Source organism: Novosphingobium sp. CCH12-A3, assembly GCF_001556015.1.
GTDB lineage: Bacteria > Pseudomonadota > Alphaproteobacteria > Sphingomonadales > Sphingomonadaceae > Novosphingobium > Novosphingobium subterraneum.
The window spans coordinates 1-22,194 of the sequence record NZ_LSIA01000226.1 but is presented as its reverse complement, the minus strand read 5'-3'; the positions used below and the strand labels follow the sequence as shown (position 1 = coordinate 22,194).

Here is a 22,194-nt window from a genome sequence, read left to right as displayed (position 1 = left end):
GACAGACCCGGTCTACCCGGCACCGAAACGAACTTCGCTTTGTTCACGGACGACTCAGTAGCCAGCTCGAGTCCTTGACCGTGACGATGCCGCCGGTCACCACCCGGCCGCTGAACGGATCGCGCCTGGCGATCTTGCGAATGTACGCCGGGATGCGCGCGTCTAGCGTGGTGATGGTTGCCGCTGCCCATTTGGTCTCCGGGATATTGGATCCGAACACATCGGGACGACCAAAGGCGGAATCCTTGGCCGCGATCCGGCGCCACAGATCCCAAGCCGGCGCGGGCCCCTCGTTGAGCCTGGCCGGAGTATGGTGATCGCCATTGTCGGAATTCTCGGTCAGCGATCCGATGGTGATGAAGACGAGATCATCGGCGCCGAGATCGACGCCGCCTTCGACGCCATTTTCGATCCAGGCAATCCGGGTCGCCTGCTTGCGGCCGGGTTGGATGTCGAAATCGACGTCGGTGACCTCGACGCCGTAGCGAAACCTGACGCCGCGATCCTGCAGCCATTTGACCAGCGGCAGGACCATCGATTCATATTGATTGTAGCGGTTGAACTTGAGTGAGGAGAAATCCGCCAGACTGCCGATATGGTGGATGAAGCGATGGAGATAGAGCTTCATCTCGAGCGCGGAATGCCATTCCTCGAAGGCGAACATGGTGCGCCAGTAGAGCCAGAAGTTGCTCCTGAGGAAATCATCGCCGAAGACTTCGTTGATCCGCTTGTTCTCCATCTCCTCCCGCGTCGCGAGGAAGACGGAGATCAGATCTTTTTGCGCGCGATCGCCGAGTGTCAGCAAAGCCTTGTCAGGCACATCCTGGCCCTGGTTCTGCGTGACGCGCTGCAGCGAAAAATTCGGATCGTCCTTGTTGAGCCGGTAGAATTCGTCGAGCACACTCGCATCCTCGATCTCCAGCGACGGGATCGAGCGATAGAGATCCCAGAGGCATTCGAAATGCTCCTCCATCTCGCGCCCTCCGCGGATGACGAACCCTTTTTCGGGGACGTCGAGGCCGTCGAGCGCGCCGCCGGGAACATGCAGCTCCTCAAGGATGGTAATATGCTCGCCGGCGACGCCGCCGTCGCGGATCAGGAACGCCGCGCCCGCTAGTCCCGCAAGACCCGAGCCGACGAACCAGGCCGTCTTCCTGTCAGCGCCCTCAGGTTTGCGGGGGCGCACGAAAGCTTCATAGTTTCCGCTACTATAGTGCATGACGAACTCCCTCTTCGATCCCGACGACAATGGCGGTTCTGCGGTTTCTTGCTGAACAGCAGAAATGCCTGCCCTGCATTCATTCTCGCCGATGTCGCCCGCCGCTCAGTTCGACGACTTCACTGGTGATCTGATCCTGACGCGTGAGCCGCTCCTCGAGGCGCAGGGCCTCGCCCTTGCGATCGATGTGGCTGCGGGCGGTCGCCATGGTGCGCAGCCGTGCCTCATTCTCGGCGACGAACGTCTCGACCGCCGCCGCGCAGATCTGGGCGAAGACATATTCCACTGTCAGGTTGCCGATGAGGTCCGCCGCCTTGATATTGACGAGCGGCGGCAAATCCGCCGTGGACGCCGGGAAAGTGTCGAGGTCGAGCGGCAGGAGGCTCGCACGCACGATCGAGATGCCCTTGCCGCTGCTCCAGACCGGATAAGCCATGGTAATGGGCACCGCGCCGGCCTCCTCCAGAAAGTCGTAAACCGCGTCGATGATGCTCGTCGCCAGCGCGGGAAGCGCGTCGGCCTTGCTCGGCATGCTCGCGCTCCATGCGATGCGCAGACCGCGCTCGGCCGCAAGGGCCGCCGTGCGTGCCCCAATCAGAAGAATATGCCTGTCCTGCATGTCGGCCGCGGCGCCGTCGAGCAGCTGCTCCGGAAAGGCCCCGGCAAAGCCTTGCTCCGCACCGAACAGGATAAGGCCGCCTCTCGCACCACCGACCGCCCGCGCCGGAAAACGCGCCAGTGGCTCGTCAAGGCGGCGCGCCTGGCCAATGGCGGTGCGGGCGGTCTCCGCATAGCGTCGCACCGCGGGCAGCAGCGCGCGCGCCTGCTGCGCCCGCTGCGCGGCGATGCCCTGCATGGCGTTGACCACCGCACCGAGCTGGCGGACGGTCTCGATCCGGTGGCCGATCTCGGCGAGACGATCGCTCATGGCATACCGCCCATCCGCGGGCTTTCGAGCAGCGCTTTCACCGCCGCGACCAGAGCGGCCCGCTGCGCAGTGTCGATCTGTCCGGTCCGCTCGATCTGCGCGCAAAGCTCGGGGACGTGATCGTCGATCCAGGCGGGCAGCCGTGTGCGGAGCGACGGTATCTCCGCTACTGCCATGTCGTCGAGCAACCCTTCGCTGAGCGCAAGGGCCAGCGCCACCTGGTCGACGGCCCGCAGGGGGCTGAGCAATGGCTGCACGAGCAGGGCGCGCAAGCGTTTGCCACGTTCGATCTGGGCCCGGACGCGCGGCTCAGGCTGCTCGCCGAAGCGGGTGAACATCTCGAGTTCCAGGAACTGCGCATAGTCGAGGCGCATGGTTCCGCTCGCGTCGCGTAGGACACGCAGCTGCGTCTTGCCGCCGACCCGGCTCACGCTCGTGCCGACGTCGATGGCGGGCTTGTGCCCTTGCGCGAACAGCTTCGCGTCGAGAATGATCTGACCATCGGTCATCGAGATCAGATTGGTTGGGATATAGGCGCTGACATTCCCGGCATCGGTCTCCGCGATCGGCAGGGCGGTGAGCGAACCGCCCCCTCGTTTGGCCGAGAGACGTGCCGCGCGTTCGAGCAGGCGGGAATGGAGGAAGAAGACGTCGCCGGGATAGGCCTCGCGCCCGGGCGGCTGCCCGGTCAGCAGAGCGATCTCGCGATGGGTCGCGGCATGCTTGGTGAGATCGTCGAGCACCACCAGCGCGTGGCCGCCCGCGTCCCGAAAATATTCGGCCATCGTGAAGCACGCGAAGGGCGCGATCCATTGAAGCCCAGGCGCCGCGGCGGGGCTCGCCACGACAAAGACGGTGCGGTCCGGTGCGCCATGCCGCCGCACCTGATCGATCACGCGTGCGACCGCCGAGCTTTTCTGACCGATTGCGACATAGACGCAGATCATGTCGCTCGTGCGCTGGTTGATGATCGTGTCGACCGTGAGCGTCGTCTTGCCGGTGGCGCGGTCTCCGAGAATGAGTTCCCGCTGCCCCCGGCCGATGGCGAACATCGCATCGATCGCGAGCGTGCCGGTTTGGACCGGCTGGACGACGAGGTCGCGCTCGATGATCGATGGCGCCGGCCGTTCGACAGGGTCGAAACGCCTGGCCCTTATCGGTGGGCCGCCATCGAGCGGACGGCCGAGCGGATCGACGACGCGGCCAAGCAATGCCTCGCCAACCGGCACGCGCACCACCTCGCCCGAGCCGGTTACGGTGTCTCCTGCCTCCACCTGGGCGGCATCGTCGAGCAGCACGCAGCCGATCCGGTCCCGGTCGAGCGTGTGGACGAATCCGGTCTGGCCCCGGGCGAAATAGAGCAATTCGTCGAGGCGCGCGTCCGGAAGGCCCGAGACCATAGCAACGCCGTCGCCGATCGATTCCACCCGGCCAATTGCATCGACACGCGGCCCGAGATTGGCGCGCGCGATACAGCTCTGGGCCTGCGTCAGCCAGTCTTCAGGCGATCCGGGCATGATCGTCCTCATTGAGGCTCTCCACCATGGCGTCGAGATCGGCGCGCCAGCTGTTGCGCACGACGGCGTGGGGCGTGCGAAGCTCCGCGCCGGCGATGAGATCTGGATCGACCGCGAAGATCGGGGTCGCGGTATCCGGCAGGATTTCGCCAAGCGCGCGCGCTACCTGCGTCTGCAGATCGGCCGTCAACGGCGCGGGCGTCGCGACGGTGACGGTCCCGGCGACCGCCAGGCTGCGGCGATCCGCCTCGGAAAGGTCCCCGAGCCGCGCGTTGAGCGCGTCGACGATGGCCTGCACCGTCTGCTCGGGCGGGAGACGAGCGAGCAATGTGCCCGCCATCGAGGCGGCGAGGCTCGCTGCCTTTTCCCGCCACTGTGCCGCCACCCGCCCGCGTTCGGCATCGATCGCCGCATGGCCTTGCTCGACCACGGCGTCCGCCTCGAGCCTGGCCTGCGCGAGGAGGCGCTGGCGCTCTGCTTCGGCCTCGGTCCGGATCTCGGCGTGCCGCGCAGCCGCATCCGCGACGAAGCCGTCATTCTGCGTCTTGAGCGCCTGCGCTTCGGCCTGTGCCCGGTCCTTTGCCTCCTGCGCTTCGTCGAGCAGCGCCTGGGCCGATGCCTGGCGGGCAGCGATGGCATCCATCACCGGACGGAACAGGAAGCGTCCGAGCAGCCACACGAGGATGAGGACATTGACCGCCTGCAGCGCGAGCGTCCACCAGTCGATCCGCATGTCAGGCGAACGGGTTGGCGAAGAGCAGCAGCAGCGCGATCACGAGGCAGTAGATCGCCATCGTCTCGATCATCGCGAGGCCCACGAACAGCGTGCGCGAGACGGTGTTGGCGGCTTCGGGCTGGCGCGCGATCGCGTCCATCGCGGCGGCGACGGCCCTGCCCTGCCCGAGCGCCGGGGCGATTGCGCCGATCGAGATCGCGAAAGCGGCGCCGAGGATGCTGGCGAGATGGATCCAGTTCATGCGGGGGACTCCTGTTTGGATGCCGGGCGGGCGCCGTTCTCGCTGATAGCGCTCCCGATAAAGACCATGGCGAGCGCGCCGAAAATGTAGGCCTGGACCGCGCCGGTGAGCATTTCGAGCGCCATCAGCGGGATCGGGACGAGCAGCCCGGCGATGCTCAGCACGACGCCGATCATGAAGACGCCGCTCATGACGTTGCCGAACAGGCGCACCATCAGCGAGAAGCTGCGGGTGAAGAGCTCGACGATATTGAGCGGGGCGAGCAGGATCGAGGGGCGCGCGAAGGTCGCGAGATAGGCCCTGGGCCCGAGCGCGCGGACGCCGAACCAGAGCGTTGCGCCGAAGACGATCAGCGCCAGCGCCGCGTCGGTTTCGAGGGTCGCGGTCGGCGGCTCGACGCCGGGGATCAGCGACGACCAGTTGGCGACCAGCAGGAACAGGAACAGCGTGCCGATCAGCGGCAGATAACGCCGCGGTTCCGCCTCCATCGTCTCGCGGATCTGGCCGGCGACGGTCTCGACGACCAGCTCGATCGCAGCCTGCGCACGCGATGGGCGGAGAGTAAGGCGGCGGGTCAGCAGCCAGCTTCCGATGGTGAGCACGACCATGATGCCCCAGGTCGTGACCACGGGCTGGCTGATCGGTACCGGGCCGACGGTGAAAAGTACATGGCCTTCGAGCGGCGAGGCGAATTTCATCGGGCACCTCCGAACCGGTGGAGCATGATCTGGCGACCGCCCATGAAGCCGGCTGTTGCGGCAAGAAGCGCCGGCCACCCTTGGCGGCTGGCGATGACGAGGACCAGAATAGTGACGGCGAGACGCCCGAGCCTCAGCAGGATCGCGCGCGATGCCGAGCCGCCATGTGTGACGAGGTCGGCTTCTCTCGCGATGGCCGCGAAATGGGCGAGGCCGACCGCAAATCCGAGGGCCAGGAACAGGATGGGGGAGAGCTGGCTCATTGCCGGTGCATCCAGCGCCAGCCCGACCAGCAGCCGAGGGCGAGCCCGACGAGCAGGAGCGGCGCGGTCCAGAAGATGCCGCTATCCAGCCGGTGGTCGAGCCAGCGGCCGATCGCGAGACCGACCAGCGCGGGCAGGACGATCTGCCAACCGAGCACGCCGATCTGGCCGAGATTGCGGGCGACGGAAGGAAGCCGCTGCGCAAGCCGCCGCCGTTCCGCGCGGGTCCGGATGGCTTCGACGATCGGCTGCTCGGGCTTGTCCGCGTTCACAGACCAAGCTCCCGGCCACCACCCTGCAGGGCCTCGACCATATGGCGGATCGCCTGCATCCTGAGCTTCGCCGACGCGGTCCGTTCGGATCGTTCGCCCTCGTCGCGCTCGCGGTAGCGCGCGAGCACGTCATGCTCGAGCGTTCCAAGGTCATCGCCGACATGGCCTTCGCGCGTCGCGACCGCGACCTCCGTGCCGTGGCTCACGGTCAGAATGCCGTTGCGCACCGCGCAATAGCCGGGAGCGCCATCGGAGCCCCGCCAGGAGACGATCGAGACGCCAAGCGCGGTCAGGAAATCGGCATGGCCCGACAGGATGCCGAAACTGCCGCTGGCGTCCTCGGCGCGAACCGACGCGACATCGGCGTCGACGAGGATCGCGGTCGGATCGGTGATGCGCAGCTTCATGCGCCCTGCCCCACGCGAGAGCGTGCCTCTTCAATATCGCCCACCATGTAGAAGGCGCTTTCGGGCCAGTCGTCGGTCTCGCCCGACAGGATGGCCGCGACGCCCTTCAGGGTATCAGCCAGCGCCACCGAGCGGCCGGCTTGCCCGGTGAAGGCCCGCGTCACCATGAAGGGCTGGGTCAGGAAGCGCTGAAGTCGCCGCGCCCTGCCGACGATCAGCCGGTCTTCGCGGCCCAGCTCCTCGATGCCGAGCAGCGAGATGATGTCCTGCAGCTCGCGATAATGCGCGATCGTCTCTCGGACCTGCTGGGCGAGCGCGTAATGATGATCACCCACGACCTGCGGATCGAGCAGGATCGACGAGGACCCCAGGGGATCGACCGCGGGATAGATGCCTTCGGCCGCCATGGCGCGCGAGAGCAGAATGGAACTGTCAAGATGGGCGGAGATGGCGGTGACCGCAGGGTCGGTGAAATCGTCGGCGGGCACATAGACCGCCTCGATCGCGGTCACCGCAGCCCCATGCACAGAGGCGATGCGCTCCTGCAGCGCGGCCACCTCGCTGGCCAGCGTCGGCTGATAGCCGACGCGCGAAGGCATGCGTCCAAGCAGGCCCGACACCTCGCTGCCGGCCTGGACGAAGCGGAACACATTATCCATGAGCAGCAGGACGTTGCGCTTCTGCTCGTCGCGGAAATGTTCGGCGATGGTGAGCGCGGTCAGCCCGACCCGCCAGCGCGCGCCCGGCGGCTCGTTCATCTGCCCGAAAACGAGCACGGTCTTGTCGATCACACCCGAGCCGCGCATGTCGGTGAGCAGCTCATGGCCCTCGCGCGATCGCTCGCCGATGCCCGCGAACACTGAGACACCCTCGTAGCGGGCGACCATCGCGTTGATGAGTTCCATCACCAGCACGGTCTTGCCCACCCCCGCGCCCCCGAACATGGCGGCCTTGCCGCCCTGGGCAAGCGGTGCGAGCAGATCGATGACCTTGATGCCGGTCTCGAACATCGCCGTCGCCGCGCTCTGCTCGTCGAGCGGTGGGGGTGCGCGATGGATCGGCCTCAATGGCACATCCGGTCCGAGCGGCGCGCCGCCGTCCCCCACCTGCCCGGTCGGCGTAAGGAGCCGCCCAAGAACCTTGTCTCCGACCGGAACCGCGATGGGTGCGCCCAAGGCCACCACGCCGACATTGCGCGCCAGACCGGAGGTCGGCTGAAGCGCGACGGCGCGGACGGTCCGATCATCAATATGGCTCTGCACTTCCGCGACCAGCGGGCCTGACGCCGCATCGATGCGCAGTGCTTCATTGACTGCGGGCAGCGGCCCTTCGTCGAACTCGACATCGAGGACGGGACCGCGGAGCGCCGCAATCCGGCCGAGCCTGGCTATGGACGGTATCACGCCCATGCCGGTTGCCGGGTCAGACCATAATCATGCCCGACCGTGCCGCGATCATGACGGGACGGGTAGAAGTCGCTGCCCGCGGGCACGACATGGACGACAAGCCAAAAGTGCATTGGCTGAGCGTCGCAGGCAAGCCGCAGATTCGGCATACGTAGAGTTACCGATTCTCTCTGATTCAGCCTCGCCGAATATCGGCGGCGCGACGCGATGAGCCTCAGGCCAGGGCTGCATGCCCGATACGCTGGAGCTTAGACGCGAAGAGAAAGGTTCATCGTCCCATGCCCTATCCGGTCGATCAACTTGCCGCGCTCGCCAAAGCGAATGTCGGCCTGATGCTGAAGCTCGCCGAAGTCGCCCGGAAAGGTGGCGAAGAGTCGCTCGAGGTCGGCAACCGCGCCGCCGGCCGCTTCGCCGAAGAGGCGCGTGCCTCGATTGCGGGCGCGACGGACAAGACGTCGGACGCCGGCGCGGTCAGCCCGGCCGGACCGCGGGCACTGTTCGAGGACATGGCCACGGTCCGCGAGCATATGATTGCCGGCACAAGATCGGCGTTCGAGGAATGGCAGCAGGCCTGGCAGGCCGTCGCGAGCGCTCCGACGGCTCCCGGGGCGCTGGATGCCTTTGCTGCCATTGTCGGACCATGGTTCGGGCAGAAAAGCCCGGGCGACGGCGAGAAGCAGGCCACCAGCGACAAATAGGATAGCCCCCGATCGCGGCGAGCCGCCCTAGCCGAGCAGGTGCTGACCGCCATCGACCGGAATGATCGTACCGGTGATATGGCGGCCGGCATCGCTCACCAGGAAGGCGGCGAGCCCTCCGACATCCTCGATGGTCACGAGCTGGTGCTGCGGGACCGTCGCCGCGGCCCGTTCGAGCAGCTCGTCGAAGCGGTCGATGCCGCTGGCAGCGCGGGTCGCGATCGGGCCTGGCGAGATCGCATGGGCGCGAATGCCCTTGGGGCCAAGCTCAGCCGCGACATAGCGGGTCGCGCTTTCGAGGGCCGCTTTGACCGGCCCCATCAGGTTGTAGTGCTCGACGACCCGCTCCGACCCGTAGAAGGTGACGCACAGCAGGCAGCCGCCATCCGACATCAGCGGCTCGGCGAGACGCGCCATGCGCAGGAAGCTGTGGCACGAGACGTCCATCGCCAGCGCGAGGCCTTCGGCCGAGCTGTCGACGACGCGGCCGTGCAAATCCTCGTTCGGCGCGAAAGCGATCGAATGAAGCAGGAAATCGAGGCCGCCTTATTCGGACTTCACCCGCTCGAACAGGGCCTCCAGTTCGCCCGGCACCCGGACATCGCACGCGGCGAGCCATTCGACTCCCAGGGTCTCCGCGACGGGCGCCACGAGCGGCTCGGCCTTTCCGTTGAGATAGGTCGCCGCCAGTCTCGCGCCACAGTCGTGGAAGGCCTGGGCGCAGCCCGCCGCGATGCTCTGCGCGTTGGCGATGCCGATCACCAGGCCGCGCTTGCCAGTAAGATCGACGAGAGGTTTCATGGTTTCGGCTCCTCACGCAGAAGATCGGCGGTGTGGATGGCGATCATCCACTCCTCGTCGGTCGGGATGATGCGCACCGTGACACGGCTGAACGGCGCGCTGATGACCGACGCTCCGCGGAGATTCGCGTCCGTGTCGAGCGCCACGCCGAGCCAGCGGAGCCGATCGGCGACGCGGGCGCGGATTTCAGGCGCATTCTCGCCGATCCCGGCGGTAAACACGAAGCTATCGAGCCCCCCGAGCGAGGATGCGAGGGCGCCAGCCTGGCGCGCGATCTGCCAGACGAAGAGGTCGATCGCTTCCCCAGCGGCGGGCGTTTCGCTGCCGAGAAGCGCGCGCATGTCGCTCGATGTGCCGGACACGCCCAAAAGGCCGGACTCACTGTAGAGGAGATGCTCGACTTCGCGCGCCGTCATGCCCCTCTGCTGGAGAAGATAGAGCACCGCGCCCGGGTCGAGCGCGCCGCAGCGCGTGCCCATCACCAGCCCGTCGAGCGCGGTGAACCCCATCGTCGTGTCGATGCTGCGCCCCCCGGCCATCGCGCAAAGGCTGGCCCCGTTGCCGAGATGCGCGGCGATCGTGCGGCCACCGCCTGTATCGGGATCGATCGAACGCAGCTGCCGCGCGATATATTCGTAGGAGATGCCGTGAAAACCGTAGCGCCGCATGCCCTCTTCGCCAAGCGCGCGCGGCAGCGCGAGGCGCGTCGCGATCGGGGGCTGGACATGATGAAAGCCGGTGTCGAAGCAGGCGACTTGCAGCACAGCGGGGCGCAGCCTGGAGACGGCGCGGACCGCGGCGAGATTATGGGGCTGATGCAATGGCGCCAGTGGGCAAAGCGCCTCGAGCGCGGCGAGGAGTGGCGCGTCGACCCGCGCCGGCGCTGAATAGTCGGTGCCGCCATGAACGATCCGATGGCCGACCGCGATCAGATCGTCGCCGACCGAGGCTTCGATCTCCCGCAGCAAATCCTCGAGCAGCGTCTCGTGCGTGATCGTGCCGTCTTTCGTCCAGCGCCGCTCGGCAAGGACATCCCCCTTCGCATCGCGCGCGATCAGGTGCGGCTCAAGGCCGATATTCTCGATCTTGCCGCTCGCCAGCAAAGAGGGCTCATCAGTGCCCGGCTCGGCGTAGAGCGCGAACTTAAGGCTCGACGAACCGGCGTTGAGGCACAGGATTTCAGCCATCGCGGCGCTGTCCCGCAACGCCGGGAGCCGCCTTGGTCGCAGCCCGCGCCAGCAGCACCGCGAGCGCGCAGGAGGCGAGGCGCGTGCGCACGCTGTCTGCCCGGCTGGTGAGGATGATCGGAACGCGCCCGCCGAGCACCACGCCTGCGGCATCGGCGCCGCCCAGGAAGGTCAGCTGCTTTGCGAGCATGTTGCCGGCCTCCAGATCGGGCACCAGCAGGATGTCCGCCTGGCCGGCGACCGGCGAGACGATACTTTTCTCGCGCACGGCCGCCTCGCTGATCGCATTATCGAGGGCGAGCGGGCCATCGAGCAGCGCGCCTTCGATCTGGCCCCGGTCCGCCATCTTGCAGAGCGCCGCGGCATCCAATGTGGTGCGCATTTTCGGATTGACCGTTTCGACGGCGGCGAGGATCGCGACCCTGGGTTGTTCGATCCCGATCACATGGGCAAGGTCGATCGCGTTGCGCGCGATGTCGGCCTTGTCCTCAAGCGTCGGCTCGATGTTGATCGCGGCGTCGGTGATGATGAGCGGGTGCGGATAGCCGGGCACGTCCATCACATAGGCGTGGCTAATCCTGCGTTCGGTCCGAAGGCCCGTGTCGGACGATACGACCGCGCCCATGAGCTCGTCAGTATGAAGCGAGCCCTTCATCAGCAGCGCGGCTTCGCCGGCCCGCACGCGCGCGACGGCTTCGGCGGCGGCGGCGTGGCTGTGCGGGACGTCGATCACCCGGAAGGCCGCAATATCGACACCGGCGTCCTTCGCCGCATTCGTCATACGCGCCGCAGGGCCGATGAGAATCGGAACGACGATGCCGGCGTCGGCGGCCTCAGCCACTGCGCGCATGGCGTCGGCGCTGCACGGATGGACCACGGCCGTGACGCACGCAGATCCGTCCTTGGCGCGCGCCATCAACTGGCGGAAGCGGTCATGGCTGGCGATCCGCACGTCGGGAAGCGGCATGCGAGGCCGGCTGACTTTCTCGGTGGGCGCCTTGACCTCGGCCTGGCCGCTGATGACGGTCTCGCCCTTCTGGTTCACGCAGGTGCAGTCGAGAACGATGACATGATGCTCGGCGCGCTTCTGCGCGACGGTGACGCAGGCCGTGATGGTGTCGCCGACGCCCACCGGGCGGGTGAAGCGAAGCGATTGGCCGAGATAGATCGCACCGGGCCCTGGCAGCTCGGTTCCCAGGATCGCCGAGATGAGCCCCGCGCCCCACATGCCATGAGCGATGACCCTGTGGAACATGTCCGTTTCGGCATAGACAGGGTCGAGATGCGCCGGATTCACGTCGCCTGACACCGCCGCGAAGAGCTGGATGTCGTCGGCGGTCAGCGTGCGGGTGAGGCTGGCCGTGTCGCCGACGGCGATCTCGTCGAACGTGCGGTTCTCGATGAGGTTGGCGGTGGCCATGGCTCAGCGCTCCAGCACGTAGCGCCCGGGGGCATCACCGAGCGGCGGATAGTTCCGTTCGGGCGCGCCCATCGACGGTGGGGCGGCCGCCTTGCCCGAGTGCGATCCAAGCCATGAACTCCATTCCGGCCACCACGACCCTTCGCGCAGCTCGGCCCGCTCCAGCCAGGTATCGGGACCTGGCGCCGGGCCATCCTGCATCCGTGTCGCGACGCGAAAGTGGCGATGAGGATGCCCGGGCTCGGAGACGATCCCGGCATTGTGGCCACCGCTCGTCAGCACGAAGCGGATCTCCGCGCCCGTCAGCATGTGGAGCTTGTGGGTCGAGCGCCACGGCGCGACATGGTCGGTTTCCGTGCCCACCATGAAGATCGGCATGCGCAGCCCCGAGAGCGAGACCGGGTGGCCGCCGGCCTCGTAGCGCCCTTCGGACAGGTCATTGTCGAGGAACAGGCGCCGAAGATATTGCGCGTGCATGGCATAGGGCATGCGGGTGCCGTCGGCGTTCCATGCCATGAGGTCGGTCATCGGCTCGCGCTCGCCCATGAGATAGGTCGAGAGGATGCGCGACCAGAGCAGATCGTTGGACCGCAGCATCTGGAAGGCGCCGCCCATATGGCTGCTGTCGAGAAAGCCGCGCGCCCACATCATCGCATCGATCAGGTTGATCTCCGCCTCGTCGATGAACAGACCAAGTTCGCCCGGCTCGCTGAACTCGGTCTGGGCGGCGAACAGCGTGACGCTCGCCAGACGCTCATCTTCATCGCGCGCCATCGCGGCCGCGGTGATGGCGAGCAGCGTGCCGCCGATACAATAGCCGGCCGCGTGGATCTTCTCGGTGCCGGTAATCGCCTGGATGACATCCACGGCGGCCATCGGCCCAAGCAGGCGATAATCCTCCATGTCGAGATCGCGGTCGGCGCTGTCGGGATTGTGCCAGGAGATGCAGAACACGGTGTAGCCCTGCCCTACCAGCCAGCGGATGAGCGAATTTTCCGGCGACAGGTCGAGGATGTAATATTTCATGATCCATGCCGGCACGATCAGTATCGGCTCCGGACGCACCGTCTCGGTTGCGGGCGCATATTGGATCAGTTCCATGACCCTGTTGCGAAACACGACCTTGCCAGCCGTGGCTGCGACCTTCTCGCCGACCCGATAGGCCTCCGTGCCCGCTGCGGGCTCCCCGCGTACCAGGCGTTCCAGGTCGTCGCAAAAAAATCGCGCACCCTCGACAAGGCATTGTCCTCCGGTTTCGAGGATGCGCTGCTGGAGCACGGGGTTGGTCGGGATGAAATTGGTCGGGGACACCATGTCGAGCATCTGGCGGGTCGCGAACTCGACGATCGCTTCGTGGTGCCCGGTGACGCCGCTCACGCCGGTCGTCGCGGCATGCCACCATTGCTGCTGGAGCAGGAAGGCCTGCTCGATCAGGTCGAACGGATGGCGCTTCCAGGCTGCGTCGGCGAAGCGCCGATCCTGGGGCAGCGGATCGATCGCCGGCTCGGGATCGCTGCCGGATGCGCTGCGCATGGCATAGTCGGCGAGCCGCATCAGCTTGCGCCCGCCCTTGGCGGCGAGCTGCAGCTGCCTGCCTGGCGAGCAGAGAATGTGCGTCCACCAGTCGGAAAAAGACTGCGCCAAAGTGGCGGGCGACTGGCCTGAAGTCAGCTGCGCGATGGCGGCGAAGCTCGACCGATCCAGCGTCGTGGCCAGACCGTCCAACGGGTCAGGGATATTGCTTCGACTCTGCACATTTTCGCTCCTGCTGCGGTGCAACAAGCCCTGAAGCGCAGGAAGCCTCTGCGCACTCCGTAGTCCTACGGAGGGATTGCCTCGCATATGCCAGCCCCAGAAGTCAGAGCTCAGCACGACATTGCTGTATGAAAAGCGGCCAAATACGATCAGGAGGCTCAGTGCGGTCGCACGGGCGAGCCAGCTATCCCGCCGAACCAGTCCCGCAATACCGGCGAAAGGGTCTGCGGGTTGCCGCCGATATGGCGAAGATCCTCCGCCAGCAGTGGCGGGCGGACTGCGAGGAAATATATCGCGAGGCCCGTCGTGAGAATGCCAAGTGCGATCAGCACCCCGGCCGCCAGAGCGGGTCTGGTCCGAGAGGCGGCCGGCGCTAACATTTTCTGTCGAGACTCAGTTCGGCGATGATGGGACAATCTGGCCGCTCGTCGCCATGACAGCGCTCGGCGAGATCGACGAGGGTCTCGCGCAGGGTCGTCAGCGCTTCGGCCTTGCGCTGCAATTCCTCCGCCCGCGCCAACGCGACCCGCTTTACATCGGCGCTGCTGCGGCCCGTGTCGGCCCACAGGCCGAGCAGGGTCCGGATCTCCTCGATCGGAAAACCGAGATCGCGGGCATTGGCGATGAACCGCAGGCGATGGAGGTCACTCTCGCCATAGTCGCGATAACCCGCTCCCCGGCGCGGCGGCGCCGGGATGAGGCCGATCTTCTCATAATGGCGGATCATCCGCTCCGAGACCCCGCTTTGCTTCGACGCCTCCCCGATGTTCACAGCGCTTTCCGGTTGAGGCGCAGCGCGTTGGTGACCACGCTGACCGAGGAGAGCGCCATGGCGGCGGCCGCGATGATCGGCGAGAGCAGGATGCCGAACAGCGGATAGAGCGCGCCCGCCGCCACCGGCACCCCGGCGACATTGTAGATGAAGGCGAAGACCAGGTTCTGGCGGATGTTGGACATGGTCGCCTGGCTCAGCCGCCGTGCCCGCACGATGCCCATGAGATCGCCCTTGAGCAGCGTCACGCCCGCGCTCTCGATCGCGACGTCGGTGCCCGAGCCCATGGCAATACCGACATCGGCGGCAGCCAGTGCGGGGGCGTCGTTGACCCCGTCGCCGGCCATCGCCACCACGCGCCCCTCGCTTTTCAACCGCGCGACGACGGCACTCTTCTGGTCGGGCAGTACCTCGGCTTCGACATCGTCAATGCCGAGCCGCCTTGCCACCGCCTCTGCTGTGGTGCGGTTGTCGCCGGTCAACATCACCACGCGAATGCCTTCGGCCTTGAGTGCGGCCAGGGCCTCCGGCGTCGTCTGCTTCACGGGATCGGCGATTGCAAAGGCGCCGCCGACGGTGCCGTCGACGCCGATGAAGATCGCGGTGGCGCCATCCCGGCGCAGGGCGTCGGCCTGCTCCGCCAGCGCGTCGGTTGCTATGCCCTCTTCCGAGAGGAACCGCGCATTACCGAGCACGATCCGGCGGCCGTCGACGGTGCCGAGCGCGCCGCGTCCGGTGGGGGAATCGAAGTCGGTGACGTCGCTCGTGGGGATGCCGCGATCCTTGGCGGCCTCGACGATCGCCAGCGCGAGCGGATGCTCGGAGGCCCGCTCGACCGAGGCGGCAAGCCGCAGCAGTTCGGCTTCGTCGAAGCCGGGCGCCGGCACGATCTGGGTGACGGCAGGCCGGCCTTCGGTCAGCGTGCCGGTCTTGTCGACGACGAGCGTGTCGACTTTTTCCATATGCTCGAGCGCTTCGGCATTCTTGATGAGGACGCCGAGCCCGGCGCCGCGGCCAACCCCGACCATGATCGACATCGGCGTGGCGAGACCCAGTGCGCAGGGACAGGCGATGATCAGCACGGCGACCGCCGCAACCAGCCCGTAGGCGAAGCGCGGCTCGGGGCCCCAGATGCCCCAGGCGATGAATGCGACCACCGCGACCGCGATGACCACGGGCACGAACCAGCCCGACACCTGATCGGCCATGCGCTGGATCGGCGCGCGCGAGCGCTGCGCCTCGGCGACCATCTGGACGATGCGCGCGAGCATGGTGTCCCGGCCAACCTTGTCGGCGACGATAACGAGCGCGCCGGTCTGGTTGAGCGTGCCGCCGATCACCGTGTCGGCCTTGGCCTTGGTGACGGGCATGGACTCACCGGTGACCATCGACTCGTCAAGCGAGGAACGGCCGTCCTCGACCACGCCATCGACCGGCACCTTCTCGCCGGGCCGCACGCGCAGGCGGTCGCCGACCGCGACCAGATCGAGGCTGATTTCCTCTTCGTTGCCATCGGAACCGATGCGGCGCGCGGTCTTGGGCGCGAGATTGAGCAGCGCCTTGATCGCGCCCGAGGTTCGCTCACGCGCGCGCAGTTCGAGCACCTGGCCGAGCAGCACGAGGACAGTGATCACCGCCGCCGCCTCGAAATAGACCGCGACCATGCCGTCTTCACCGCGGAAGGCCGGCGGGAACACCTGAGGCGCGAGCGTCGCGACGACGCTGTAGATCCACGCGACTCCGGTGCCCATCGCGATCAGGGTGAACATGTTGAGGTTGCGGGTCTTGAGCGAGGCCCAGCCACGCTCGAAGAAGGGCCAGCCCGCCCAGAGCACGACGGGTGTCGCCAACACGAACTGGATCCATACCGAGATCGACATCGGTACGAGGCGATGGATCACGGGAAAGAGATGCGCGCCCATCTCGAGGATCAGCACCGGCAGGGCCAGCACCAGGCCGACCCAGAAGCGGCGCGTGAAATCGACCAGCTCGTGGCTGGGACCGCTGTCGGCGGTCACGGTCGCGGGTTCGAGCGCCATGCCGCAGATCGGACAGGACCCGGGATGGTCCTGCCGGATCTCGGGATGCATAGGGCAGGTCCAGATCGTGCCCACGGGCGCTGCGAACGGCGGTGCCGGCGGGCCGAGATAGCGCTCGGGATCGGCGATGAACTTTGCCCGGCAGCCCGCGCTGCAGAAATGATAGCGTTCACCGCCATGATCGGCATGGTGCGCGGTGGTCGCCGGATCGACGGTCATGCCACAGACCGGGTCCTTGATGCCGGTCGCCGCTTTCGCGCCGCCGTGGCCGCCGCAGCAACCGCCGCCATGCGCCGCTCCATGTGTCTCGTTCATCGCCTTGCTCCTTTCGACGCCTGACGATCTAGGGTCTGACACCGTGTCAGGGTCAATACGTAATCGCCTAAGCGGCCAAATCGGCGTACCCGGTCGCTCGGCCGGGATCAGCCAAGGTCGTTCGCAACCGTAAGGCCCTGGGCCTGCGCCGGTCGATGCGCGGTAAGCAATTCGATCGCGCCGGTGATGGTCAAGAGCCGAAACGTCTCGGCCACATGCCTGAAGCCGGCCGCCGCGATCAGGCCGGGGAGCACGCCGTCGGCGTTGGGTCGGGTATCATCGATGCCATCGAGTCGCTGCACGGTCAGGCGAAAGGCGAGCCGCATGAGACCGTGCTGGCGGCCATAATCTGCGATCACCAGGCGGCCACCCGGGCGCAGCATGGCGAACATGGCGCGCAGGGTTGCCGCCTTCTCCCTGACCGGCATCTGATGCAGCACGAGACTCGATACGACAGCGTCGGCGGTGCCCGGGGCCACGTCCCTGGCAAATCCCTGACGCCAGTCGATATCGGCCTGCCGCGCAGCGGCCTTGTGCCGCGCGATGTCGAGCGCCTCGGCATCGGGATCGAGACCGATCACCTGCGTCCTGGGCTCGGCTTGCTTGAGCATCAGCGCGAAGCTGCCGGTGCCACAGCCGACGTCGACGACCGTCTCACCGGCTTTGGGCGCCAGGGCGGCGAGCATGGCGGCACGCCACCGCTTCTCCCGCGTCCACAGGCGGATCGCGCGATCATAGTCTTTCGTCGATCCGGTCCCGAGCGGCGGGGTGTAGGATTGCATTGGCTTCTCCCAACGCGAGGCGTCCGAAACGATAAGCTACATCGACATGGGCGGCGATAGTGTCCCCAGCCAGGCGACGAGCCCGAGAATGACGATCGCAAGCCCGCCTTCGACGAAGAGGCTCGCGCGCAACAGCGCCTGCGCCCGTGGCGCGTCCTCTTCCTCGATCGCCTGTGCCAGTGCCGGGGTCAGGCGGTAGCGGTTGAGCGCGGCAAGGCCCAGCATGCCCCCAAACAGCACCAGCTTGGCGATGAGCAGCAGGCCGTAGCTCGACTGACCGAGCGAGGCGATGTTGCCCGGGCCGACCAGAAACCAGCCGTTCACCGTCCCGGTCAGGATCAGCAGGGCGACGATGATCGTGCCGACGAGGGAGAAACCCCGCAGGGCTTCCTCGGCCAGTGTGACCTGGTCCATGTCTTCAGCGGCGACATCATCGGTTGCGAGCCTGGGAAGAACCAGCGCGAGGAAGGCGGCAAGCGCGCCGACCCAGGCGCCGGCGGCGAGCAGATGGATGAGATCGGCCAGCAGTTGCAGCCAGCCCGCCTCGCCTTCGCCGGCCGCGCCATGCCCGCTCCAGGCGAGGGTCGCGAGCGCGACCGCGCCCGCCAGAGTGGAGGCGATGAAGGCAGGACGGGATTGCCGGCGATAGAAGGGGATGCAGAGCAGAAGAACGAGGAGCGCGACGAGGCGCGCCTTCAGCGCCGTTCCCATGGAAGTGCCGTTGAACAGCTCTGCGACCATGGAAAGATCAGGCTGGGCGAGTGGCAGCCCGGTCATCGCCGCAGCCTGCAACGCGAACCCCAGCGCCGACAGCAGGAGGGCGAGACAGGCGAGACCGGCCACCATTGCCGCCATCGGCAGATGCCGCTGCACCATCCGGCCGCCGCCGGGCGCATAGAGCGCGAACAGCGGCAGGCCGAACAGCAGGCCGAGATCGACGTAGAGCGCCCAGCGGACGGCGACGAGTGCCACGTCGTTCATGGCGTCACTTGACGGTAAAGGCGAGATTGCCCTGGATGCGGTGCGTGTCGGTCGAGACGACGTGCCAGGCGACCTGATAGCTGCCCGCCATGAGCGGCTTGGCGAGCGTCAGCACGAGCGTCTTGTCGCCTTCGACGGACGTCTTGAAGCCGGTTACCGCCATGCGGTGGTTGGGCATGCCGGGCATGCCGGTCATCACGATCTCGGCGCCCGACAGCTTCGGCATCAGACCTTCACTGAAGGTGAGCGTTATACGCGACGGCGCCGGGACGCTGGCGTTGGCGGCGGGCGTCGAGGACACGAGCTTGGGATGGGCGTAGGCCGGAGCAGAAACACTCAGGCCGACGGCGGCGATGGCTGCGAGCGGCGAAAAGAAGCGCATTTGGACATTCTCCTGTCAGTGACATGAGAGAATACGCAGCCGCGACCTGCACCCCTCGCAATTTTCTTTTTGTTCCCGGACAAGGGTTAGAAGACCACCCTGCGTATTGAGAAGAGAAGACGGAGAAACATCATGGACCACCTCGACGACATGCTCAGCCGGTTGCGGGAAGCCCCCCTCGATCCCCGGCTTGCCGGGCTGGACAGCCGCGTCATGGCCGAGATCGCCCGGCTCCAGGCCATGCCGCGCCTGAGCGCCACGACCTTCGGTATCGCCGCGGCAGCAGCCTTGTTCCTGGGAATTGCCGGCTCGGCCGTGCCTGTGCGGTCGACCGAAGCCGGGCCGATATCGCCCTTTGACGCGCGGCTCGCGCTCGCTCCTTCGACGCTGCTGAGTTCACAATGATGCGCGACCGCCGGCTCCTGCTCCTCGTCCTGCTGACCTTTGCCGCGGCGATCGCTGGCGTTGTCATCGGCCGCGTCTATGTGGTTCCAGTACGCCCGGTCGAAAATGAGCTGCACGAGCTGCTCCATCGCGATCTGAAGCTGGATTCCGCGCAACACAGCCGGCTCGAGACAATCGAGAAGAACTACGCCTTACGGCGTCAAGCGCTGGAGGCCGAACTGCGCGCCGACAATGCGCGCCTCGCGGAGGCGATCGAAGCGGAGCATGGCTATGGCCCGCAAGTCGCAGCGGCGGTGGATCGCTCGCACCAGGCCATGGGGGCCCTGCAGAAGGAAACGCTCGAGCACATCTTCGCAATGCGGGCCGTGCTGCGTCCCGATCAGACCGAGAAGTTCGACGACGCCGTCGTGAAAGCGCTGACGGCCAAGTCCAAATGACCGCGAGCCTCCCCGACTGCTCGGACGGGGAGCTCGCGGCTTTGGCGCTTGGCGGGCGGCAAGCGGCTTATGGCGAACTGGTCCGGCGGCATCAAGGTTGGGTTCACCGGCTCGTGCGCAGCCATGTCGGATCTATGGATGAGGCCTTAGATGTCACCCAGGCGAGCTTCGTCGCGGCCTTTGCCGCACTCAACCGCTATGACGCTGCGCGACCTTTTCCGGTCTGGATGTCCCGGATCGTCATCAACAAATGCCATGACTGGCGGCGCCGGCGCGCGGTCCGGAACTTCTTCTCCATGGCCCTGCCGCTGGGCGAGGCGGATGACGTCGCCGATGAGGCGCCGCTACCCGACCAGGCAATCGGCGCCGAGCAGCAACTGGCAGAGGCGATGAAAGCGATCGCCGCCCTGCCCGCCTCTCTCAAGGACACGCTCATCCTGCGGACGATCGACGAGAAATCGGAAGCCGAAACCGCCGAGATTCTCGGCATCAGCCAGAAGGCAGTCGAGACCCGCCTCTACCGCGCCCGCGCACGCCTCGCGGAAATGTTGAAGAAAGTTTGAGGGGGATGAGGCCACGCTGCGTATTTCCAATAGGTCCGCCCTCTTTCTTAAAGCTGAGACAACCGAATGATTTCTGCTCTCGACCGCCGCCAGTTCCTCCGCGGCGCGGCCCTCGCCGGCGGCGGCGCAGCATTGTCAGCCTGGCTGCCGGCCTGGGCGCAGACGATCTCGCCGGGGATGCGACCGACGCTGCCGACCGTGTCGGGCGAAGACATCACGCTCACCATCGCCCGGCAGTCGATGACCATCGACGGGCGCAAGTTCCGGGCAATCGGCCTCAACGGCACGGTCCCCGCCCCGCTGATCCGGCTGCGCGAGGGCCAGCGCGTGCGGCTCAACGTCATCAATCAGCTGGAGGAGGACAGCTCGATCCACTGGCACGGGCTGATCCTGCCGGCCAATATGGACGGTGTGCCGGGCGTGTCTTTTCCGGGCATCAAGCCGGGCTCGAACTACCTCTACCAGTTCTCCGTCGTGCAAAGCGGCACCTACTGGTACCACAGCCATTCAGGCCTGCAGGAACAGGAAGGCCATTACGGCCCGATCATCATCGATCCCGCCGGTGCCGATCCGGTCGCCTATGACCGCGAGCATGTCATCGTGCTCGCCGATCACAGCGCGCTCTCGCCGCAGGCGATCTTCCGGCGCCTCAAGGTCAACCCCGGCCATTTCAATTTCCAGCGCCAGACCCTGGCCGGGCTCCTGTCGGGCAAGGATCAGCCGCTCAAGGACCGGCTCGACTGGGGCCAGATGCGGATGGACCCGGCCGACATCTCCGATGTGACCGGATCCACCTACACCTATCTCGTCAACGGCCATGGTCCGATGGACAACTGGACCGCGCTCTTCACCCCGGGCGAACGGGTGCGGCTGCGGGTCATCAATGCGTCGGCGATGACCACCTTCAACGTCCGCATCCCCGGCCTGCCGCTGACCATCGTCCAGGCCGACGGGCAGAATGTGGTGCCGGTCACCGTCGACGAGTTCCAGATTGGTGTTGCCGAGACCTACGACGTCGTTGTCAGCCCAGGCGATGACAAGGCCTACACCCTTGTCGGCGAGGCGATCGACCGCTCGGGCATGGCGCGTGCCACGCTCGCGCCGAGGGCCGGCATGGCCGGCGAGGTTCCCCCCTTACGCAAACGGCCGCTCGCCGACATGAAGGACATGGGCATGGACATGTCCTCGATGCCGGGCATGGAAGGCATGGACATGTCGGGCGGCGCTATGCGGGGCGTCGATCCGACGGCCGAGAAGAACGCGTCCGCGCGCCTCGCGACCGGCGCGGCGGCAGCGATGGCGACCATGGACAACAGCGCCATGGCGGGCATGGATCATTCGGGGATGGATCATGGATCGATGGCCGGCATGGACCACGGCGCGATGGGCGCCGATGGCCAGATGGCGGGCATGGATCATGGCGGGCACGCGATGGGCTCGATGAAGATGCGCGACTTCTCGAACGCGCCGCAGGTGAAGCGCGATCCGAGCGTCCAGACCATCTCGCCGATGCCCGTCGACCGCACCGGCGAGCCCGGCCAGGGCCTCACCGACGTCGGCCACAAGGTGCTCGTCTACAAGGATCTGATGGCGCTCGAGCGCAATCCAGACGTGCGCGCGCCGAGCCGCAGCATCGACATCCACCTCACCGGCAACATGGAGCGGTTCATGTGGTCGTTCGACGGCGAGAAAATGTCGGACCATCACGAGCCGATCCCGTTCATCGAAGGCGAGCGGGTGCGCGTCAATCTCATCAACGACACGATGATGGGGCATCCGATCCACATCCACGGCCATTTCTTCGAGCTGGTGACCGGGCATGGCGACCATGCGCCGCGCAAGCACACCGTCATCGTCCAGCCCGGCGGCAAGGTGAGCTGGGACTTCACCGCCGACGCGGTCGGGGACTGGGCCTTCCACTGCCATCTCCTCTACCACATGCATGCAGGGATGATGCGGGTCGTGAGCGT

The 22,194-nt window shown here is 66.6% G+C and carries 24 protein-coding genes and 1 pseudogene; 5 read left to right on the top strand and 20 right to left on the bottom strand.

Going from position 1 to position 22,194, the window contains the following annotated elements:
- Positions 1–43: 43 nt before the first annotated feature.
- The 10 genes from AX703_RS18090 to atpD form a co-directional block, all read right to left on the bottom strand.
- Entirely contained in the window at positions 44–1,219 is a 1,176-nt protein-coding gene (locus tag AX703_RS18090) for an oleate hydratase (RefSeq protein WP_231735604.1), read from the bottom strand.
- Positions 1,220–1,298: 79 nt separating this feature from the next.
- A complete protein-coding gene (locus AX703_RS18085; protein ID WP_039335471.1) occupies positions 1,299–2,147 on the bottom strand; it encodes a F0F1 ATP synthase subunit gamma in 849 nt (282 codons plus the stop codon).
- On the bottom strand, positions 2,144–3,676 hold the full coding sequence (locus tag AX703_RS18080) for a F0F1 ATP synthase subunit alpha (RefSeq protein ID WP_369821037.1): 1,533 nt from the start codon (positions 3,674–3,676) through the stop codon (positions 2,144–2,146). The genes AX703_RS18085 and AX703_RS18080 overlap by 4 nt, the downstream gene beginning before the upstream one ends.
- Positions 3,648–4,397: a hypothetical protein gene (locus AX703_RS18075; protein WP_062346043.1), complete on the bottom strand. Its 750-nt coding sequence runs from the start codon at positions 4,395–4,397 to the stop codon at positions 3,648–3,650. The genes AX703_RS18080 and AX703_RS18075 overlap by 29 nt, the downstream gene beginning before the upstream one ends.
- A 1-nt stretch (position 4,398) precedes the next feature.
- Complete coding sequence (locus AX703_RS18070) at positions 4,399–4,641, bottom strand: F0F1 ATP synthase subunit C (protein WP_017501321.1); 243 nt, start codon at positions 4,639–4,641, stop codon at positions 4,399–4,401.
- Positions 4,638–5,339 carry a F0F1 ATP synthase subunit A gene (locus AX703_RS18065; protein WP_039335466.1) on the bottom strand — a complete coding sequence of 234 codons (702 nt, stop codon included), beginning with the start codon at positions 5,337–5,339 and terminating at the stop codon, positions 4,638–4,640. The genes AX703_RS18070 and AX703_RS18065 overlap by 4 nt, the downstream gene beginning before the upstream one ends.
- Positions 5,336–5,602, bottom strand: coding sequence for an ATP synthase subunit I (locus tag AX703_RS18060; RefSeq protein ID WP_039335465.1), 267 nt, complete (start codon positions 5,600–5,602; stop codon positions 5,336–5,338). Before AX703_RS18060 ends, AX703_RS18065 begins: the two co-directional genes overlap by 4 nt.
- Positions 5,599–5,874 carry an AtpZ/AtpI family protein gene (locus AX703_RS18055; protein ID WP_039335464.1) on the bottom strand — a complete coding sequence of 92 codons (276 nt, stop codon included), beginning with the start codon at positions 5,872–5,874 and terminating at the stop codon, positions 5,599–5,601. Before AX703_RS18055 ends, AX703_RS18060 begins: the two co-directional genes overlap by 4 nt.
- Positions 5,871–6,281: a F0F1 ATP synthase subunit epsilon gene (locus AX703_RS18050; protein ID WP_039335462.1), complete on the bottom strand. Its 411-nt coding sequence runs from the start codon at positions 6,279–6,281 to the stop codon at positions 5,871–5,873. Before AX703_RS18050 ends, AX703_RS18055 begins: the two co-directional genes overlap by 4 nt.
- Entirely contained in the window at positions 6,278–7,690 is a 1,413-nt protein-coding gene (atpD, locus tag AX703_RS18045; protein ID WP_039335461.1) for a F0F1 ATP synthase subunit beta, read from the bottom strand. The genes AX703_RS18050 and atpD overlap by 4 nt, the downstream gene beginning before the upstream one ends.
- Positions 7,691–7,965: 275 nt before the next feature.
- Between atpD and AX703_RS18040 the strand changes: the two genes are divergently transcribed.
- A complete protein-coding gene (locus AX703_RS18040) occupies positions 7,966–8,385 on the top strand; it encodes a hypothetical protein (RefSeq protein ID WP_017501314.1) in 420 nt (139 codons plus the stop codon).
- A gap of 27 nt (positions 8,386–8,412) precedes the next feature.
- On the opposite strand, the pseudogene fabI reads toward AX703_RS18040, so the two are convergent.
- The 10 genes and pseudogenes from fabI to copC form a co-directional block, all read right to left on the bottom strand.
- A pseudogene (gene fabI / locus AX703_RS27525) lies at positions 8,413–9,186 on the bottom strand (enoyl-ACP reductase FabI).
- On the bottom strand, positions 9,183–10,373 hold the full coding sequence (locus AX703_RS18030) for an acetate/propionate family kinase (protein WP_062346041.1): 1,191 nt from the start codon (positions 10,371–10,373) through the stop codon (positions 9,183–9,185). The pseudogene fabI and the gene AX703_RS18030 overlap by 4 nt, the downstream one beginning before the upstream one ends.
- Positions 10,366–11,793: a bifunctional enoyl-CoA hydratase/phosphate acetyltransferase gene (locus tag AX703_RS18025; protein WP_062346040.1), complete on the bottom strand. Its 1,428-nt coding sequence runs from the start codon at positions 11,791–11,793 to the stop codon at positions 10,366–10,368. Before AX703_RS18025 ends, AX703_RS18030 begins: the two co-directional genes overlap by 8 nt.
- Before the next feature lie 3 nt (positions 11,794–11,796).
- Positions 11,797–13,518: an alpha/beta hydrolase gene (locus AX703_RS18020; protein ID WP_062346039.1), complete on the bottom strand. Its 1,722-nt coding sequence runs from the start codon at positions 13,516–13,518 to the stop codon at positions 11,797–11,799.
- 188 nt (positions 13,519–13,706) lie between these two features.
- A complete protein-coding gene (locus AX703_RS18015) occupies positions 13,707–13,880 on the bottom strand; it encodes a hypothetical protein (protein ID WP_021245222.1) in 174 nt (57 codons plus the stop codon).
- Positions 13,881–13,921: 41 nt separating this feature from the next.
- A complete protein-coding gene (cueR, locus tag AX703_RS18010; RefSeq protein WP_007406402.1) occupies positions 13,922–14,320 on the bottom strand; it encodes a Cu(I)-responsive transcriptional regulator in 399 nt (132 codons plus the stop codon).
- A complete protein-coding gene (locus AX703_RS18005; RefSeq protein ID WP_062346038.1) occupies positions 14,317–16,674 on the bottom strand; it encodes a heavy metal translocating P-type ATPase in 2,358 nt (785 codons plus the stop codon). The genes cueR and AX703_RS18005 overlap by 4 nt, the downstream gene beginning before the upstream one ends.
- A 107-nt stretch (positions 16,675–16,781) precedes the next feature.
- Entirely contained in the window at positions 16,782–17,456 is a 675-nt protein-coding gene (locus tag AX703_RS18000; protein WP_020820524.1) for a class I SAM-dependent methyltransferase, read from the bottom strand.
- Between the two features lie 36 nt (positions 17,457–17,492).
- Positions 17,493–18,437: a copper homeostasis membrane protein CopD gene (gene copD / locus AX703_RS17995; RefSeq protein WP_037448002.1), complete on the bottom strand. Its 945-nt coding sequence runs from the start codon at positions 18,435–18,437 to the stop codon at positions 17,493–17,495.
- Positions 18,438–18,441: 4 nt separating this feature from the next.
- Entirely contained in the window at positions 18,442–18,819 is a 378-nt protein-coding gene (gene copC, locus AX703_RS17990) for a copper homeostasis periplasmic binding protein CopC (RefSeq protein WP_007406420.1), read from the bottom strand.
- A 132-nt stretch (positions 18,820–18,951) separates the two neighbouring features.
- Here copC and AX703_RS17985 point away from each other — a divergent pair, with 132 nt between their 5' ends.
- From AX703_RS17985 to AX703_RS17970, 4 genes are all read left to right on the top strand, one after another.
- Positions 18,952–19,224 (top strand): hypothetical protein, encoded by a 273-nt coding sequence (locus tag AX703_RS17985; protein ID WP_007406394.1) that lies wholly within the window; start codon positions 18,952–18,954, stop codon positions 19,222–19,224.
- Positions 19,224–19,661: a periplasmic heavy metal sensor gene (locus AX703_RS17980; protein WP_039335535.1), complete on the top strand. Its 438-nt coding sequence runs from the start codon at positions 19,224–19,226 to the stop codon at positions 19,659–19,661. The genes AX703_RS17985 and AX703_RS17980 overlap by 1 nt, the downstream gene beginning before the upstream one ends.
- Entirely contained in the window at positions 19,658–20,224 is a 567-nt protein-coding gene (locus AX703_RS17975) for an RNA polymerase sigma factor (RefSeq protein WP_047100334.1), read from the top strand. Before AX703_RS17980 ends, AX703_RS17975 begins: the two co-directional genes overlap by 4 nt.
- 66 nt (positions 20,225–20,290) lie before the next feature.
- Positions 20,291–22,194: copper resistance system multicopper oxidase (locus AX703_RS17970; RefSeq protein ID WP_062346037.1), on the top strand; the 1,904-nt coding region annotated here is incomplete at its 3' end.